Below are 15,433 nucleotides of genomic sequence, written 5' to 3'. Positions count from 1 at the left end.
TTGATGGATTCGTCGGATGATGAAGGTGCGGGGACGGCGTTTCCGATTCTTCTCCCGGCACGCCATCACATCGACACTATCGCGTCATCCGTGGTTTTCCCGTTATTTTTGGACTTCAAAAACAACGTCGAAATCAATATGGGGCGCGGTGGGCGATAGTTAAAGGGATTGCGGCATGCGACGGAGAATGGCGTGAGGGTTTTGCGAATTGCAGCGGTGGCCCTCGCAGTGACGGCTCTTCCGATTCTCTCGCCGCTTGCGACGGCCATGGCCGCCGCCGATCCATTGCTCGCCTATGGCGCACGCATCGCCGGCGACGATGCCCGCACCCGTATCGTCATCGATATGGATCGCGAGCCGACCTTCACGGTCCATTATCTTGACAACCCCGTACGCGTCATCGTCGACCTTCCGGCAACCGCCTTCGGTTTCCCCGCAGCCGATCTGAAGCCGATCGGCCTCTTCAAGGATATCCGCTACGGCACCATGGATGAGGACAGCGCCCGCATCGTGCTGACGGCGGCCAAGCCGGTGAAGCTGGTCATGGCCAAGGTGCAGCCCGACGAAAGCGGCAAGGGGCATCGCCTCGTGCTCGATGCCGAGATGCTGCCTGCCGGGCAGTTTGCGGATCTTATCAAGCAGCAGAGCTGGACCAACGATGACACCGCAAAGGATGTCGGTCCGGTGGCGCCGATCGAAAGGGCTGATCCGAGCAGTTTCCTCGTGGCGGTCGACGCGGGTCACGGCGGGATCGACGCCGGCGCAACGGCCAGCGATGGCGTCACCCAGGAGAAGGACATCACGCTCGCCTTTGCCAAACTCCTGGCCGACAAGCTGAACGCCAAGCCCGGCATCAAGGCTTTCCTGACGCGCGACAATGATGAATATCTGTCGCTGTCGCAGCGCGTCACCATCGCCCGGCAGAATCACGCCTCGCTATTCATCTCGCTGCATGCCGACACGCTGAAGCAGAAGGATATCCGCGGCGCCACAGTCTATACGATCTCCGACAAGGCCTCCGACAAGCTCGCCAGCGAAGTCGCCGACCGCGAAAACAATTCCGACCAGCTTGCCGGCGCCGAGACGCAGGCCCAGCCTGCCGCCGTCGCGGATATTCTAATGGACCTGACCCGGCGTGAGACGCAGGCTTTTTCCATCTCGCTGGCGCAGGACGTGTTGACCTCGTTCAATGGCCAGATCTCGATGATCAACAACCCGCATCGCCATGCCGGCTTCCGCGTGCTGCAGGCGCCGGATGTTCCCTCCATTCTCCTCGAGCTTGGCTTCCTCTCGAACAAGGATGATGAGAAACTTTTGCTTGATCCCGATTGGCGGCAGAAATTGGCGGATCGGCTGACCGATGCGGTACAGAAATACCGCGTTTCGACCATCGCGAATGGCGGCTGAGATGGTAGAATAGCGGCGCCGTTCGTGTCTTCCATGTAACAGCCGCTGCTAATGGGCTGGGATGAAGTGAGGAATACCAGCGGTGAGCCCTATTTTGCTCACATTCCCGCCGTTACACCAAAGTATTGTTTGCCGCGGTCGGCATGCACGGCTTTATGCCGTTGCCGTCTTGCATTCACGCCCTGAGCGTGCAAAACGCCCGTGAATGTGCGATGGTCTCGCGCATGCGCCGCATGAAGAAGAAGCACCGGTAGCATCATATGGTCAGACTGATTGGATATTTCTTTGGGCTGGGCTGCCTCCTGTTCCTGGGTGCGGCGGCGGCGGCGGCTATTTATCTGAGCGTCGTTTCCAAGGATCTGCCGGATTATGAGGTGCTCGCCAAATACGCGCCGCCGGTGACGACCCGCATTCACGCGGGCAACGGTGCCTTGATGAAGGAATATTCGCGCGAGAACCGGCTGTTCCTGCCGATCCAGGCCATTCCCGATCGCGTCAAGGCCGCTTTCCTCTCGGCGGAAGACAAGAACTTCTACAATCATCCGGGCGTCGATGTCGGCGGCCTGATGCGCGCCGTCGCCGTAAACCTTCAGAATATCGGTTCCGGCCGCCGTTTCGTTGGTGCATCGACCATCACCCAGCAGGTCGCCAAGAACTTCTTGCTTTCGGCCGACCAGACCTTCGACCGCAAGATCAAGGAAGCGATCCTCTCCTTCCGCATCGAACAGGCCTACAGCAAGGACAAGATCCTCGAACTCTATCTGAACGAGATCTATTTCGGCCTCAATTCCTATGGCATCGCCGGTGCGGCGCTGACCTATTTCGACAAGTCGGTCAACGAGCTGACGATTGCCGAATCGGCTTATCTCGCTTCGCTGCCCAAGGGCCCGTCCAACTACAATCCGTTCCGCCACCCCGACGCTGCGATGACCCGCCGCAACTGGGTTATCGACCGCATGGTCGAGAATGGCTATGTCAGCCAGAGCGACGGCGAAGAAGCCAAGAAGCAGCCGCTCGGCGTTGCGCCGCCAAAGAGTGGCCCGTCGCTCTTCGCCTCCGATTATTTTGCCGAAGAAGTCCGCCGCCAGTTGATCGACCAATATGGCGAGAAAACCCTCCTCGAGGGCGGGCTTTCGGTCCGTACCTCGCTGGATCCGCAGATCCAGATCGAAGCACGCAAGGCGTTGCAGGACGGACTGGTCGACTACGACGAGCGCCGCGGCTTCCATGGCCCGATCAAGCAGATCGCGACATCGCAGGATTGGGGTCCGGAACTCGCCAAGATCCCGTCCCTGAGCGACGTGCCGGAATGGCAGCTCGCCGTCGTGCTTTCCGTGTCCGATCAGACGGTCGATATCGGCCTCCAGCCAAGTGTCGACGCCGCGGGTAAGGTCGCGAACGATCGCAAGCGTGGTACGATCGCCGTAGCTGACATGCGTTGGGCTTTCCGCTCGGCGGGTGGCAGCAAGACGGCGAAATCGCCGACCGGCGTGTTGAGCCCAGGTGACGTGATCTATGTCCAGAAGACCGGCGATGCCGATTCCAGCGCCTATCGCCTGCGCCAGCCTCCGAAAGTGCAGGGCGGCCTCGTCGTGATGGATCCGCATACCGGCCGCGTGCTCGCCATGGTCGGCGGTTTCTCCTATGCGCAGTCGGAGTTCAACCGCGCTACCCAGGCTAAACGCCAGCCCGGCTCGTCCTTCAAGCCCTTCGTTTACGCGGCGGCCATGGACAATGGCTATACGCCGGCGTCGGTCATTCTTGACGATCCGCTCCAGATCACGCTCAGCAACGGACAGGTGTGGAAGCCGGAAAACTACGAAGGCGAGGGCGGCGGCGCCCATACGCTTCGCTTTGCCATCGAGCATTCGCGCAACCTGATGACCGTGCGTCTCGCTGCGGATATGGGCATGCCGCTGGTCGCCGAATATGCCGACCGCTTCGGCATCTATGACCGCATGAACCCGGTTCTTGCCATGGCGCTTGGCGCCGGCGAGACGACGGTGCTGCGCATGGTTTCCGCCTATTCGGTCATCGCCAATGGCGGCAAGCAGATCAAGCCGACATTGATCGACCGCATTCAGGACCGCTATGGCGCGACCATCTTCAAGCACGAAGAGCGCGTCTGCGACGCCTGCAATGTCAGCGATTGGCAGAATCAGGATGAGCCAGTCATCGCCGACAACCGCGAGCAGGTGCTCGATCCGATGACTGCCTATCAGGTCACTTCGATGATGCAGGGCGTCGTCGTCCGCGGCACGGCCGCCGGCAAGATCAAGCTGAACACCGATGTCGCCGGCAAGACCGGTACGACCAACGATGAAAAGGACGCCTGGTTCGTCGGCTTTACGCCGAGCCTCGTTGCCGGCCTTTATGTCGGCTACGACACGCCGAGCACACTCGGCCGCGGCGCGACCGGTGGCTCGATCGCCGCGCCGATCTTTAACGAGTTCATGCAGGCCGCCACCAAGGATGAGCAGCCGGAGAAATTCCAGGTTCCGGCGGGCATGAATATGATGGCCGTCAACCGCGCGACCGGCATGGCCGCGCAGCCCGGCGATCCCGACGCCATCATGGAAGCCTTCAAGCCCGGCACTGGTCCTGCGACCACCTATACGGTCATCGGCGGCGGCGATGCTTCGGCGCAGGTCGCGCCCGAGGAAATTCTGAAGACCTCGCCGCAGGCCAATCAGGCGGTCACGTCAGGTGCGGGCGGTCTCTTCTGATCCTGGTCGATTTGTCCAATGATCATGTGGCGGGGCTTTACAGTCGCGGCATGTGTATCTATGTCACCAGCACTCTTTGAATTGAACAGCCGTTCATAGCGAACGGCCGAATAAAGAAGCAGGAACATGCGAGCGGAAATCGAGAATGTAGTCGACGAAACCAAGCAGGCCATAAGCCTGCTGAGGAGGCATCTTTGACTGGGATCAGGCGATAAGACGACTGGACTGGTTGAACAACAAGGCAGAGGACCCGACCCTCTGGAACGATGCCTCCGAAGCGCAGAAGCTGATGCGCGAGCGCCAGCAGCTCGATGACGGCATCAACGGCGTGCGTGCGCTTGAGCAGCAGCTTGCCGACAATGTCGAACTGATCGAGCTTGGCGAGGAAGAGGGCGATGCCGACGTCGTCCGCGAGGCCGAAGAAGCCCTCAAGAGTTTGAAGACGGAAGCTGCGCGCCGGCAGGTGGAAGCCATGCTTTCGGGCGAGGCCGATTCCAACGATACCTACCTCGAAGTCCATTCCGGCGCCGGCGGCACCGAGAGCCAGGACTGGGCAAACATGCTGCTGCGCATGTACACCCGCTGGGCAGAGCGTCAGCGCTTCAAAGTGGAATTGCTCGAAGTCCATGACGGCGAAGAAGCCGGCATCAAATCGGCGACGCTGCTGGTCAAGGGCCACAATGCCTATGGCTGGCTGAAGACCGAATCGGGCGTTCACCGCCTGGTTCGCATCTCGCCCTATGACAGCAATGCCCGCCGTCACACCTCCTTCTCGTCGATCTGGGTCTATCCGGTCGTGGACGACTCGATCCAGATCGAGATCAACGAGGGCGACTGCCGCATCGACACCTATCGTTCGTCCGGCGCCGGCGGCCAGCACGTCAACACGACCGACTCGGCGGTGCGTATCACGCACATCCCGACCGGCATCGTCGTGCAATGCCAGCAGGAACGCTCGCAGCACAAGAACCGCGCCAAGGCCTGGGACATGCTGCGCGCCCGCATGTACGAAGCGGAATTGATGAAGCGGGAAGAGGCCGCCAACGCCGAAGCCGCCTCGAAGACCGATATCGGCTGGGGCCACCAGATCCGCTCCTACGTCCTGCAGCCTTATCAGCTCGTCAAGGACTTGCGCACCGGCGTCGCCAGCACGGCCCCAGATGACGTGCTCGATGGCGATCTCAACGAGTTCATGGAAGCTGCCCTCGCGCACCGCATCAGCGGCGCGGCCGACGCGGTCGTGGACGACGTGGATTAAGATCCGAACGCATTTAATAGACGAAAAGCCCCGGAGACGGGGCTTTTTTTGTTCGCTGGAATGCCGCTCTTGCGATGCGCAAGTATTTCTTAATCCGAAAACTGCTCCGCCAATATCCGCTCCGACCACGATCTGTCTGGATCGGAGAGAATACGTGCCGTCGTGTCTTCGGTCTGGGCGATCTTGACGCTCACGACCGATTTGACTTCGGTGTTGTCGGCAACCGCATTGACCGGGCGTTTTTCTGCCTCCAGCACGGTGATGTCGATCGTCACCTTGTTGGGCAGGAGGGCGCCGCGCCAGCGGCGAGGGCGGAAAGCGCTGACTGGGGTGATGGCGAGCAGCGGTGCCTCGAGCGGCAGGATGGGGCCGTGAGCGGAGAGATTATAGGCGGTGGAACCGGCCGGCGTCGTCACCATCAGCCCGTCGCAGATCAGTTCCGGCAGACGGACATGGCCGTCGATCTCGACCTTCAGCTTGGCCGCCTGATAGGACTGGCGAAACAATGACACCTCGTTGATGGCAAGCGCGACGGATGTGCTGCCGTCTGCGTTGCGCGTGCTCATCTGCAGCGGATGAAACGCATTTTCGACAGCCGCTTCGATGCGTTCGGCCAGGCATTCGGTACGATAATCGTTCATCAGGAAGCCGATGGAGCCGCGATTCATGCCGTAGACGCGCTTGCCGGAGTTCATCGTATTGTGCAGCGTCTGCAGCATGAAGCCATCGCCGCCGAGCGCAACGACGATATCCGCATCTTCCTGCGGCGTCTGGCCGTAAAGGCGAATCAACTCCTCCCGCGCGCTTTGGGCTTCCGGCGCGGTCGATGCGAGAAAACAAACAGACTGAAAAGCGCGTGACATGCAATGTCCTTTGAATAATCGTACTAGGTAATGATATTCCCCTTACGCGACAAGACGTTTTGCAAAGACTGGTGAATAGGCAGGGGCTTTGATCCGCTGCATCAAAGCCAAACTGCCGATTTTCCCTTTACAGGAAATCAAAATCTGCTACTTGGCATGCCGATGTGCCCTTGTAGCTCAGTTGGTAGAGCACCTGATTTGTAATCAGGGGGTCGCGGGTTCGAACCCTGCCGGGGGCACCATCATGATCTAGAGATCACTATGCTTTCCCCAATCTTCTGAAATTTGCGACCTATTTTGCGGCTCGAGACTTTCTGGAAAATGCCTCACAGGCTACCAGCTCCTTTGCCGAAGCGCGTCCACGATCACAGAAAATGCCGGCAAATTCTGGCGCCTGCTGGGATAGTAGAGGTAATATCCGGCAAATTTCGGTGACCAGTCGTCGAGCACGAGCTGCAGCCGCCCTTCTGCCAGATGCTGCTCGACGAAGCTTTCCGGTACGTAGGCTATGCCATAGCCTCGAAGAGCGGCATCGACCATCTCGGCATCCGTGTTGAAAGTAAGCTGCCCTTCGACCCTGACGCGAACCTCCTCGCCATCCTTCTCGAACTCCCAGGCATAGAGCGCTCCGATCCTGTCAATGCGCCTGTTGATGCAATTATGGCGCATGAGTTCCTGCGGCGTCCTTGGCACGGCTCGCGTCATGAAATAACCGGGAGACCCAACAGCCACCAATCTCCAATCCGGTCCGATCCGCACCGCCACCATGTCTTTCTCAAGACTTTCGCCGAGTCTCACACCAGCGTCGAAGCCATCCTCAACGATGTTGCGGAAGCTGCTATCGACGCTGAGTTCCAGCTTGATGTCCGGATAGTCCGCGAGCATGGGGGATAGTTTGGGCCAAACGACGCTTTCCATGGCGTGATGGGACAATGTGATTCTGACGGTACCGGCCGGCTTGTCCCGATAGGCCATCAACGCCTCTATGTCGGCTTCTATTTCAGAAATGCGCGGCGCCAGGGATTGCCGGAGACGTTCGCCGGCCTCCGTCGTTCCCACACTTCGCGTCGTGCGGGTCAGAAGCCGAAGCCCCATTCGTGCTTCGAGTTGCTTGACGGCGTAGCTGAGGGTGGATTGGGCAATTCCCAACTTTGCCGCGGCTTTGGTGAAGCTGCGTTCTTCGGCAACTGCGAGGAACAAGAGTAATTCGTTGAAGTTTTCCCGCGCCACAACAGGTCCTCCACCTATCCGATCGATATCTATTACAAGCGAATTTCGATAAGTCCATGCAAATTGGCGCGGCTAATGCAGGCTATCGATCGGTGCTATCTGTTTCTCCGATCAAGTTTGACAAGGGCACTTCGCCCGATGGTCAAAGAACCGGAGAGATTCATGCTCGGAACAGTCCTTCACGCCCCCGGCGACATCCGCTGCGAAGAAGTCGCCGAACCCAAAATCCTGAAGTCCACCGACGCCATCATCAAGCTTTCGGCGTCCTGCGTCTGCGGCTCCGATCTCTGGCCGTATCGCGGAATTCAGGCCGTGACCGCGCCGCAGCATATGGGCCATGAATACTGCGGCGTCGTGGTCGAGGTTGGAAGCGACGTGAAGACTATCCGGCCCGGCCAGTTCGTCGTCGGCTCGTTCTGCCTCTCGGACAATACCTGCCCGCATTGCCGGTACGGTTTCCAGTCCTCCTGCGAACACCGCGAATTCATGTCCGGCGCGCAGGCGCCATACGCTCGTATCGCACTGGCTGACGGTACGTTGGTCGCGACCGACACCATGCCGTCCGAAGACCTGATCCCGAGCCTGCTCGCCGCATCCGACGTGCTCGGCACGGGCTGGTATGCCGCTGATGCCGCGCGCGTGACGCCGGGCTGCACGGCGGTTGTGGTGGGCGACGGCGCCGTCGGCCTCATGGGCGTGCTGTCGGCAAAACAGCTTGGCGCCGGGCGCATCATTGCCATGAGCCGCCATAAGCAGCGCCAGGAACTCGCCCTCGAATATGGCGCCACCGACATCATCACAGAGCGGGGCGACGCGGGCGTTGCAAGAGTGAAGGAATTGACCGGAGGCGTTGGCGCCGATTCCGTCCTTGAGTGCGTCGGCACCCAGGAATCGATGCTGCAGGCGATCAACTGCGCCCGTCCAGGCGGCTCGATCGGCTATGTCGGCGTGCCGCATGGCGTTGAGCTGGACGGGCAGATGCTGTTTTTTCAACAGAAGAACCTGCTCGGCGGTCCGGCACCGGTGCGTCGCTTCCTGCCGCACCTCATTGATCTCATCATGACCCGGCAGATCAACCCCGGCAAAGTCTTCGATCTCGAAGTGCCGCTTACCGATGTCGCCCAAGGCTACAAGGCCATGGACGAACGCAGTGCCATCAAGACGCTCCTTCGGATGTGAGGACGTCATGACCCTGAAGCGATCTACGACGTTGGCGGCGGTGCTTGCATTGGGATGCCTGGGACTAGCGGGCATCATTCAAGCCAAATCGAGTTACACGACAGAAGACAGCGCCATGCACAGCAATTTGAGAAAGCCGAGCGACAAGACAATCGCGATACGCATCGGTGAAAAGACGTTTGCTGTCGATCTCTACGACAACGAGACGGCCAAAGACCTGATCACCAAACTGCCGCTCAACTTAAAAGCCGGCAATTATCCTGGTTATGACGAGAAGGTCATCCGGCTGAAAGACGGGCTTTCCATGAAGGGGGGGCCTCGTGGCGACGAGCCTGAGATCCCGGAAGTGGGCTATTACGAGCCCGGTCAATGGATTGCGCTTTATTATGGTTACATCGGCTACTGGCCAGGAAAAGTCCCGCTGGGACGCATTCACGCGAGCGTGGACGAAGTTCGCGCGATCCCGGACGGTGCACCGGTAACCATCGAGGTCAGCAACGGACTGACGGGCAAGAACGAGAACTAGGCGGCGCGGCCCGCGCGCATCTTCGAAAACCTGATCGCATGAGACTCAAGCTGGGTGAGGCCGGCGCGCCGGCACGATCCCTGTCGTTCCCTCAGCAGGCTCAGACACTCCAATACGTCCTGAACGATCCGCTCCAAGCCATTGACGGAAAGCAATATGGAAACCACCTACGACAACCAGATCGAAAGCACGGCAAGTCCGTGGGGTATTGTCATCTGCATGACGCTGATGACATTCACGCTCGTTGCCTCGGAATTCCTGCCTGTCAGCCTGCTGACACCAATCGCCGACGAACTGAGCATCACGGTGGGACAGGCCGGTCAAGCGATTTCCGTTTCGGGTTTCTTTGCCGTCGTCACCAGCCTGTTCAGCAATGCGTTACTGGCACGCCTTGACCGACGCGCAGTGGTACTTTCCTACACAGGCGTTCTCGTGCTTTCCGGTCTGGCAATCACATTCGCGCCCAACTACCTCGTGTTCATGGTCGGCCGCGCGCTGATCGGCGTGTCGATTGGCGGCTTCTGGTCGCTGTCCACGGCTATCATGGCGCGTATTGTATCCGGCCCGGACCTACCCAAGGCTCTTGCCATGCTGCAAGGAGGAAGCGCCCTTGCAAGTGTTGTCGCTCAACCATTGGGGAGTTTCCTCGGCGGGTTGATCGGCTGGCGAGGCGCATTCTTTATTATGGTGCCGATCGCGATCATTGCCTTCATATGGCAGGTCTTTGCACTGCCGAAAATACCGGGAGGTGGTGCCGGTTCGGTTCGCAGTACATTCGGGCTGCTGCGCAACCGCACCTTCGCCATCGGTATGGCGGCCATGACCTTCTTCTTCATGGGACAGTTTGCACTGTCCACCTATTTACGGCCGTTCCTTGGGGACGTAACCGGCCTTGATGTCAACGGTCTTTCGCTCGTTCTCCTTGGGATCGGCCTGGCGGGCCTTCTGGGGACATCGATGATCGGGTTCCTGCTGCGCTCGCACCTAAGCACCGTGCTGGTGAGCTTCCCGGCCGCGCTGATGCTCATCGCGGTATTGTTGATACCGCTTGGCCCATCTGCCCTGACAATAGGGGCGCTCCTTGCTCTCTTCGGCCTGTTTGCCACTCCCATTCCGGTGGCCTGGGGTACCTGGCTGACGCGCATCATACCGTCAGAGCTTGAAGCGGGAGGCGGGCTTCAGGTTGCGCTCATCCAGTTCGCCATAACATTTGGTGCCTTCACAGGCGGCATGCTCTTCGACAGTGCCGGCTGGTGGAGCCCGTTCGCGTACAGCGCTATCCTCTTTATGGTTTCGAGCGTGGTCGCGGTCGGCGTGACACGCTTGCGGCCGAGGTGACGCCATGCAGTGACGTTCGACCTGCTTCGGCAATAGACACGCTCATTCAGCGGCTTAACCGAGTTGTTTTCCCTGCAGCCCTCGATGCAGGAAATCGGCGGCTGCTTCATGCAATTGTAACGCCGCTGCACTTTGAAATGGTCGTAACGATCACTAAGTTACGATTCTCGTCATTGCTGCATGTGGGAAGATATGACCGTTAAGCCCAAGAAGCCCAAACTCGAACACTCCGAACTATCCGGTGAATTTACCGAGGACGGCGTGACCGTGCTCGTCGATATCTTTCGCCCGGCAGGCACCCAGCAAGACTGGCGGATGGAGGTCATCACGCCGGAGGAGGATCTTATCGAATGGGAAGAGCCCTTCGCGACTGACCGCGAGGCCTTCGATGAGTTCCTGGCGACGATCGCGCGCGATGGTATCAGGACTTTCTTCGACGAATCGGATCCTGCGATTCACTAGGCTGCGCCGGCGCGCTTCGGCCTCGCGCATTTACAACGTCTGAAATAAGCATACACTTTCCTCATCCACGGCGGGCGAGGGAACGTCCATGCGCGAGGTTTTGAAGCTTATTGTCCTGGGATTGCCGTTTGCTGTGATGGCAGATGCGCCGGCGTTGGCCGGGCAGGATTGCTACTGCAAAAACGTAGACGGAAAGCAGCATGCGATCGGCGAAGTCGCCTGCATGACCGTGAACGGCAAGAGCTATCTCGCGCAATGCGAGATGAACCTGAATGTCACCTCATGGCTGAAGCTGCAGGATGGATGCCCGATCACGGAGCGGTCGCTCACGCAGCAATCGGCTTGGCGTCCGCAGCCGATTGCAGTTCGCTGATCCGTTTTTCTGTCCCTTTGTTTTTGTCGCAATTCCGGACGAAAAACCGTTGCGCACTTTTCCTCGAATTACTCTAGTGGCAGCGGTATGCGCGCTCCGAAATGGCGCTCATGCCCGAGCGGGTCATGAGTTCGTAGAGTATGCGCCGGCCGAATGGATTGTGCAGGCGGACGGCGTCGGACCCCAGAAAATGCGTTTCCGCCAGTTCGAAGGCTCTGAGATGGGGCGCCCGCAGGATAGCCGCACGGTAGAAATCGTGGAATTCGCGCCGGCAGACATATGTTTTGTATTTCGTCATGCAGAAAGCCGAGAAAATCTCATCATCGTCGCGGAGGAAATCCGCGACACCGACTGTGACCTCCGGCCAGGCGGGATTGAACGTGTCGTCGAAGACGATGACGCCATGGTCGGCGATCGTCTCCTTCGCCAGGTGGATGTCGGCTTTCAGGTTCGACAAGGTGTGCCCGCCATCGATACTGAAGAAGCGCACCTTGCCGACCTTGCTCGCTATGTCTTTCGGCGACAGCTCCGCGCTATCGCCGACGAACAGCAGGTCCTCGTCGACAGGCAGGCCGAGCCGCTCGCCATTCTCGATAAATGTTCGGTATTGCTCGGAAACGCCATTCGACATCTCTCCGATGTCGAAGAGATCGATGCCAAGCACACGATCCTCCGGCGAAGTGATCTTTTTCAGGAGAAAATAAGAACGACCGAAATAAACCCCGATTTCAGCAATTCCGCCGCCCAATCCATGTCCCCTCTGGCGTTCCAGAATAGAAAGGTAAACAAGGGCATCCGGTGGGTCGATATATCCTTCTACACTTCGCAATTCGTGGAAGATGAATTTGCGGATATTCGATAAGATCATGCGCCCTGTACCTATATTTCCCAATATGTGACAATAAGGGCCGGGTTCGGACCGGCCCAAGCTAACATAGTCACATTTCTCGGACGTCAAGCCATAGGCGGGATATCGGCTCCTTTAGCCGCCCTGTTTGCGGACGAGCACCATCGGCTGTCCCTCTTCTTCCTCGGATTTCTGAAAGCTGCCATCCGGCCGCATATCGAAGGAGAGCGAAGAGCCGTCAGTGCCCATCATCACCAGGCCAAAGCCCTCAACGACCCAGAGGGAAAGCTTGAGGTCAGCAACGTCGGCCGGGCAGTCGCTGCCCGGTGACATTTTCGGCGTGCCATCCTCGTCGGTATCGCTGGACAGCGTGATGTTGCAGATGAGTTTGCCGTTGGGCTGCTCGACTTGCCAGGTGCCGGCGAGGCTTGCGACGGTTGGAACATGGTCGACGTCTCCGAGTGCTGGCAGCAGCCACGTCGGATCGCCTTCTTCGCTTTCCCAGGGCGAGCCCTCTTCTTCCTGGAAACGGGCCACCACCTTCTGCGTCGCGTCCATAAGGGCGAGCGAGCCGTCCTCGCTGAAATTCCAGGCGGCCGTCTTGGCGTAGGCGGGCAGGGCGGTTGCGCAGGCATCCGCGCCGCTGACGGCGTAGCCGCCGGTCACTGGACTGGTTTCGAAGGTGAGGCGGCAGCCCTTGGCGCCACCTTCCGGCGCCAGCAGCCATGTGCCCGCCTGCGACTTGATGAGTTCCTCGTCGGCGGCACCAGCCGGTTGCCCGGCGGCGAGAATGAAGGCGGCAGAAGCCGCCGCGAGACAAAAAGTGCGGATCAAGGCAGTTCCCCCCAAATCTGCTGCGGCACCCCCGTGCCGCTAGATTTTCAGATAAGACCGCGCTGCATAGAGAGCGATCGCGGCCGCGTTCGAGACGTTGAGTGATTTGATCGCGCCTGGCATGTCGAGCCGCGCCAGCGCGTTCACCGTTTCCCGTGTCTTCTGGCGCAGCCCCTTGCCCTCGGAGCCAAGGACGAGGGCAACCTTCTCGCCCGAAAACGTGCCTTCGAGCGGCGCCGGCCCTTCCGAATCAAGACCGATGGTGACGAAGCCGAGGCGGTGCAGCTCACCGAGCGCGTCGGCGAGATTGGTGATCTGAATATAGGGTATCAGCTCCAGCGCGCCGGAGGCGGATTTGGCGAGTACGCCCGATTCGGTCGGGCTATGACGCTGTGTGGTGATGACGGCGCCGGCGTCGAAGGCGACGGCTGAGCGCATGATTGCGCCGACATTGTGCGGATCGGTCACCTGATCGAGAACCAGCAGCAGCGGGCTGTCCTTCAGGGCCTCCAGCCGGCGCACGGGCAGGGGACGCGTCTCCAGCATGACACCCTGATGGATCGCTTCCGGACCCAGCACTTTGTCAATATCCTGCGGCGAGACCATCTCGACGGGAATGCCGAGTTCGGCCGCCGGTCCGATTTCCAGCCGCACCAACGCATTCTGCGTCGCCGACAGCTTGATGTTCTTCCGCTCGGGATTGGCAAGGGCTGCGCGCACCGTATGTAGGCCATAAAGATACACCTGGTCGGGGGCGAGTGCCGGCGGCTTCCAATCGTCCGCGCCGGCCCGCTTGCGCTTCTGTGGCGGCGGCGTCGGAATTTCGCCGCGCTCGCGCTTGGCGTCGCGATGCGCGCGCCGCAAGGTGGCGTAATGCGTGTCTTTGGCCGACTTGTCGCCGACGGTGTTGTCAGGGCCGGAACGGCCGGATGTTCTGTCTTTGCTCATGCGGCTTTATAGCGAGAGCGCCCTTGAGCGCATAGTCCTCTTTCGTCAGTGGGCTTTTGCAGCAAGTTGAAATTTTTTCGTCATTTTTGCCCGGACCTCATGTTGACAGAAGGAAACGGTCCGGTCATATACGCGGCGCAGATCGCGGCGGCGACGTCCGGTCTAGCAAGCTTGGTCGCAAGATCCAGTCGGAAAACTGGAGGGATGCCCGAGTGGTTAAAGGGGACGGACTGTAAATCCGTTGGCTCAGCCTACGTTGGTTCAAATCCAACTCCCTCCACCATTCCGCACAGGATCTTGGCCACCCGCGGGTATAGCTCAATGGTAGAGCAGCAGCCTTCCAAGCTGAATACGCGGGTTCGATTCCCGCTACCCGCTCCAAGATTTTCAGTCCTTCATCTCCGTCAGGCAGGTCTTGCGACAGACCTGCTGCCCTGAATCCCTGCTTTCCTCTCCGCCATATTCGATTCACATCCTCCGCGTGAGGAATGGCTTATATTCTGGCGGGCGATACATACCTATTCGCGAACCTCTGCAAGATCGGCCTCTGCAGACCTGTTCAATTCTGAGAAGCGGCTTCGGACACCTGGATTATTTCCTCAGCGTGCCTATCTAAGCGTCTGAACCGGCAAATGCTTTTACATCTTTCCGGATCGGCCGGCGAAACCTGCGGGGCGAATCAAAGCCGACGGCGTGCATTGTCCGTCATCGGCTACACTTCGCCAAGAATAGGGCCTGCAATTAAGTCTTGCGCAAATGCGACGAAAGCCTTAAACGGCGGCACTAAACCGGTTCGCCGGGGCCACCATTTACGTTCACAGGAAGCATTCAAATGGCAAAGAGTAAGTTTGAGCGCAATAAGCCGCACGTTAACATCGGCACGATCGGCCACGTTGACCACGGCAAGACGTCTCTGACGGCAGCGATCACGAAGTTCTTCGGTGAGTTCAAGGCGTATGACCAGATCGACGCGGCACCGGAAGAAAAGGCGCGTGGTATCACGATCTCGACGGCACACGTTGAATATGAAACGGCTGCTCGTCACTATGCGCACGTCGACTGCCCCGGCCACGCTGACTATGTGAAGAACATGATCACGGGTGCCGCGCAGATGGACGGCGCGATCCTGGTTTGCTCGGCTGCCGACGGCCCGATGCCGCAGACGCGCGAGCACATCCTGCTCGCCCGCCAGGTTGGCGTTCCGGCGATCGTTGTGTTCCTGAACAAGGTCGACCAGGTTGACGACGCCGAGCTTCTCGAGCTCGTCGAGCTTGAAGTTCGCGAACTGCTGTCGTCCTACGACTTCCCGGGCGATGACATTCCGGTTGTCAAGGGTTCGGCGCTTGCTGCCCTGGAAGACAGCAACAAGGAAATCGGCGAAAACGCGATCCGCGAGCTGATGGCCCAGGTTGACGCCTACATCCCGACGCCAGAGCGTCCGA

General features: G+C 59.5%; 14 protein-coding genes and 3 tRNA genes. 12 read left to right on the top strand and 5 right to left on the bottom strand.

The window, feature by feature from the left end; translation table 11 throughout:
- Positions 1-192 precede the first annotated feature (192 nt).
- The 3 genes from ACXHXG_RS00085 to prfB all read left to right on the top strand — a co-directional run bounded on the left by ACXHXG_RS00085 (position 193) and on the right by prfB (position 5,391).
- Complete coding sequence (locus ACXHXG_RS00085) at positions 193-1,407, top strand: N-acetylmuramoyl-L-alanine amidase (protein ID WP_457898160.1); 1,215 nt, start codon at positions 193-195, stop codon at positions 1,405-1,407.
- Between the two features lie 260 nt (positions 1,408-1,667).
- Entirely contained in the window at positions 1,668-4,133 is a 2,466-nt protein-coding gene (locus ACXHXG_RS00080; protein ID WP_457898159.1) for a penicillin-binding protein 1A, read from the top strand.
- Between the two features lie 126 nt (positions 4,134-4,259).
- Positions 4,260-5,391, top strand: a protein-coding gene (gene prfB / locus ACXHXG_RS00075) for a peptide chain release factor 2 (protein WP_104822742.1) whose coding sequence is annotated in 2 segments (ribosomal slippage) — positions 4,260-4,328 and positions 4,330-5,391 — 1,131 coding nt in all. Because the reading frame shifts where the segments join, the coding sequence is not laid out codon by codon here.
- An 89-nt stretch (positions 5,392-5,480) separates the two neighbouring features.
- Here the strand turns inward: prfB and ACXHXG_RS00070 are convergent.
- Positions 5,481-6,254: an NAD kinase gene (locus ACXHXG_RS00070; RefSeq protein WP_457898158.1), complete on the bottom strand. Its 774-nt coding sequence runs from the start codon at positions 6,252-6,254 to the stop codon at positions 5,481-5,483.
- Positions 6,255-6,420: 166 nt separating this feature from the next.
- Here ACXHXG_RS00070 and ACXHXG_RS00065 point away from each other — a divergent pair.
- Positions 6,421-6,496: transfer RNA gene (locus tag ACXHXG_RS00065), tRNA-Thr, on the top strand.
- Positions 6,497-6,587: 91 nt separating this feature from the next.
- Here ACXHXG_RS00065 and ACXHXG_RS00060 read toward each other — a convergent pair.
- The gene (locus tag ACXHXG_RS00060) at positions 6,588-7,484 is read right to left on the bottom strand and encodes a LysR family transcriptional regulator (RefSeq protein WP_104822762.1); all 897 of its coding nucleotides are present in this window, start codon (positions 7,482-7,484) and stop codon (positions 6,588-6,590) included.
- Positions 7,485-7,646: 162 nt separating this feature from the next.
- Here ACXHXG_RS00060 and ACXHXG_RS00055 point away from each other — a divergent pair, with 162 nt between their 5' ends.
- The 5 genes from ACXHXG_RS00055 (at position 7,647) to ACXHXG_RS00035 (ending at position 11,362) form a co-directional block, all read left to right on the top strand.
- Positions 7,647-8,663 carry a zinc-dependent alcohol dehydrogenase family protein gene (locus ACXHXG_RS00055; protein ID WP_457898157.1) on the top strand — a complete coding sequence of 339 codons (1,017 nt, stop codon included), beginning with the start codon at positions 7,647-7,649 and terminating at the stop codon, positions 8,661-8,663.
- A 7-nt stretch (positions 8,664-8,670) separates the two neighbouring features.
- Positions 8,671-9,189 (top strand): cyclophilin-like fold protein, encoded by a 519-nt coding sequence (locus ACXHXG_RS00050; protein WP_457898156.1) that lies wholly within the window; start codon positions 8,671-8,673, stop codon positions 9,187-9,189.
- Positions 9,190-9,345: 156 nt separating this feature from the next.
- A complete protein-coding gene (locus ACXHXG_RS00045) occupies positions 9,346-10,527 on the top strand; it encodes an MFS transporter (RefSeq protein WP_457898155.1) in 1,182 nt (393 codons plus the stop codon).
- A 192-nt stretch (positions 10,528-10,719) separates the two neighbouring features.
- Positions 10,720-10,989 carry a hypothetical protein gene (locus tag ACXHXG_RS00040; protein ID WP_104822766.1) on the top strand — a complete coding sequence of 90 codons (270 nt, stop codon included), beginning with the start codon at positions 10,720-10,722 and terminating at the stop codon, positions 10,987-10,989.
- An 88-nt stretch (positions 10,990-11,077) separates the two neighbouring features.
- Complete coding sequence (locus ACXHXG_RS00035) at positions 11,078-11,362, top strand: hypothetical protein (protein WP_457898154.1); 285 nt, start codon at positions 11,078-11,080, stop codon at positions 11,360-11,362.
- A 73-nt stretch (positions 11,363-11,435) separates the two neighbouring features.
- Here the strand turns inward: ACXHXG_RS00035 and ACXHXG_RS00030 are convergent, their stop codons facing one another.
- The 3 genes from ACXHXG_RS00030 to rlmB form a co-directional block, all read right to left on the bottom strand.
- Positions 11,436-12,230 carry a class I SAM-dependent methyltransferase gene (locus ACXHXG_RS00030; protein ID WP_457898153.1) on the bottom strand — a complete coding sequence of 265 codons (795 nt, stop codon included), beginning with the start codon at positions 12,228-12,230 and terminating at the stop codon, positions 11,436-11,438.
- Positions 12,231-12,344: 114 nt separating this feature from the next.
- Entirely contained in the window at positions 12,345-13,043 is a 699-nt protein-coding gene (locus ACXHXG_RS00025) for an AprI/Inh family metalloprotease inhibitor (protein ID WP_457898152.1), read from the bottom strand.
- A 39-nt stretch (positions 13,044-13,082) separates the two neighbouring features.
- Positions 13,083-13,991 (bottom strand): 23S rRNA (guanosine(2251)-2'-O)-methyltransferase RlmB, encoded by a 909-nt coding sequence (gene rlmB, locus ACXHXG_RS00020; protein ID WP_104822770.1) that lies wholly within the window; start codon positions 13,989-13,991, stop codon positions 13,083-13,085.
- A gap of 198 nt (positions 13,992-14,189) precedes the next feature.
- On the opposite strand from rlmB, the gene ACXHXG_RS00015 reads away from it, so the two are divergent.
- From ACXHXG_RS00015 to ACXHXG_RS00005, 3 genes are all read left to right on the top strand, one after another.
- Positions 14,190-14,274 (top strand) — tRNA-Tyr (locus tag ACXHXG_RS00015).
- Positions 14,275-14,298: 24 nt separating this feature from the next.
- Positions 14,299-14,372 (top strand) — tRNA-Gly (locus ACXHXG_RS00010).
- 451 nt (positions 14,373-14,823) lie between these two features.
- Positions 14,824-15,433 (top strand): GTP-binding protein (locus ACXHXG_RS00005; protein ID WP_457898151.1); only part of this gene is annotated, 610 nt, incomplete at its 3' end.

The organism is Rhizobium sp. LEGMi-198b (genome assembly GCF_054114205.1).
Note: the sequence above shows the minus strand (reverse complement) of the source record. Positions and strands in the feature narration are given on the sequence as shown.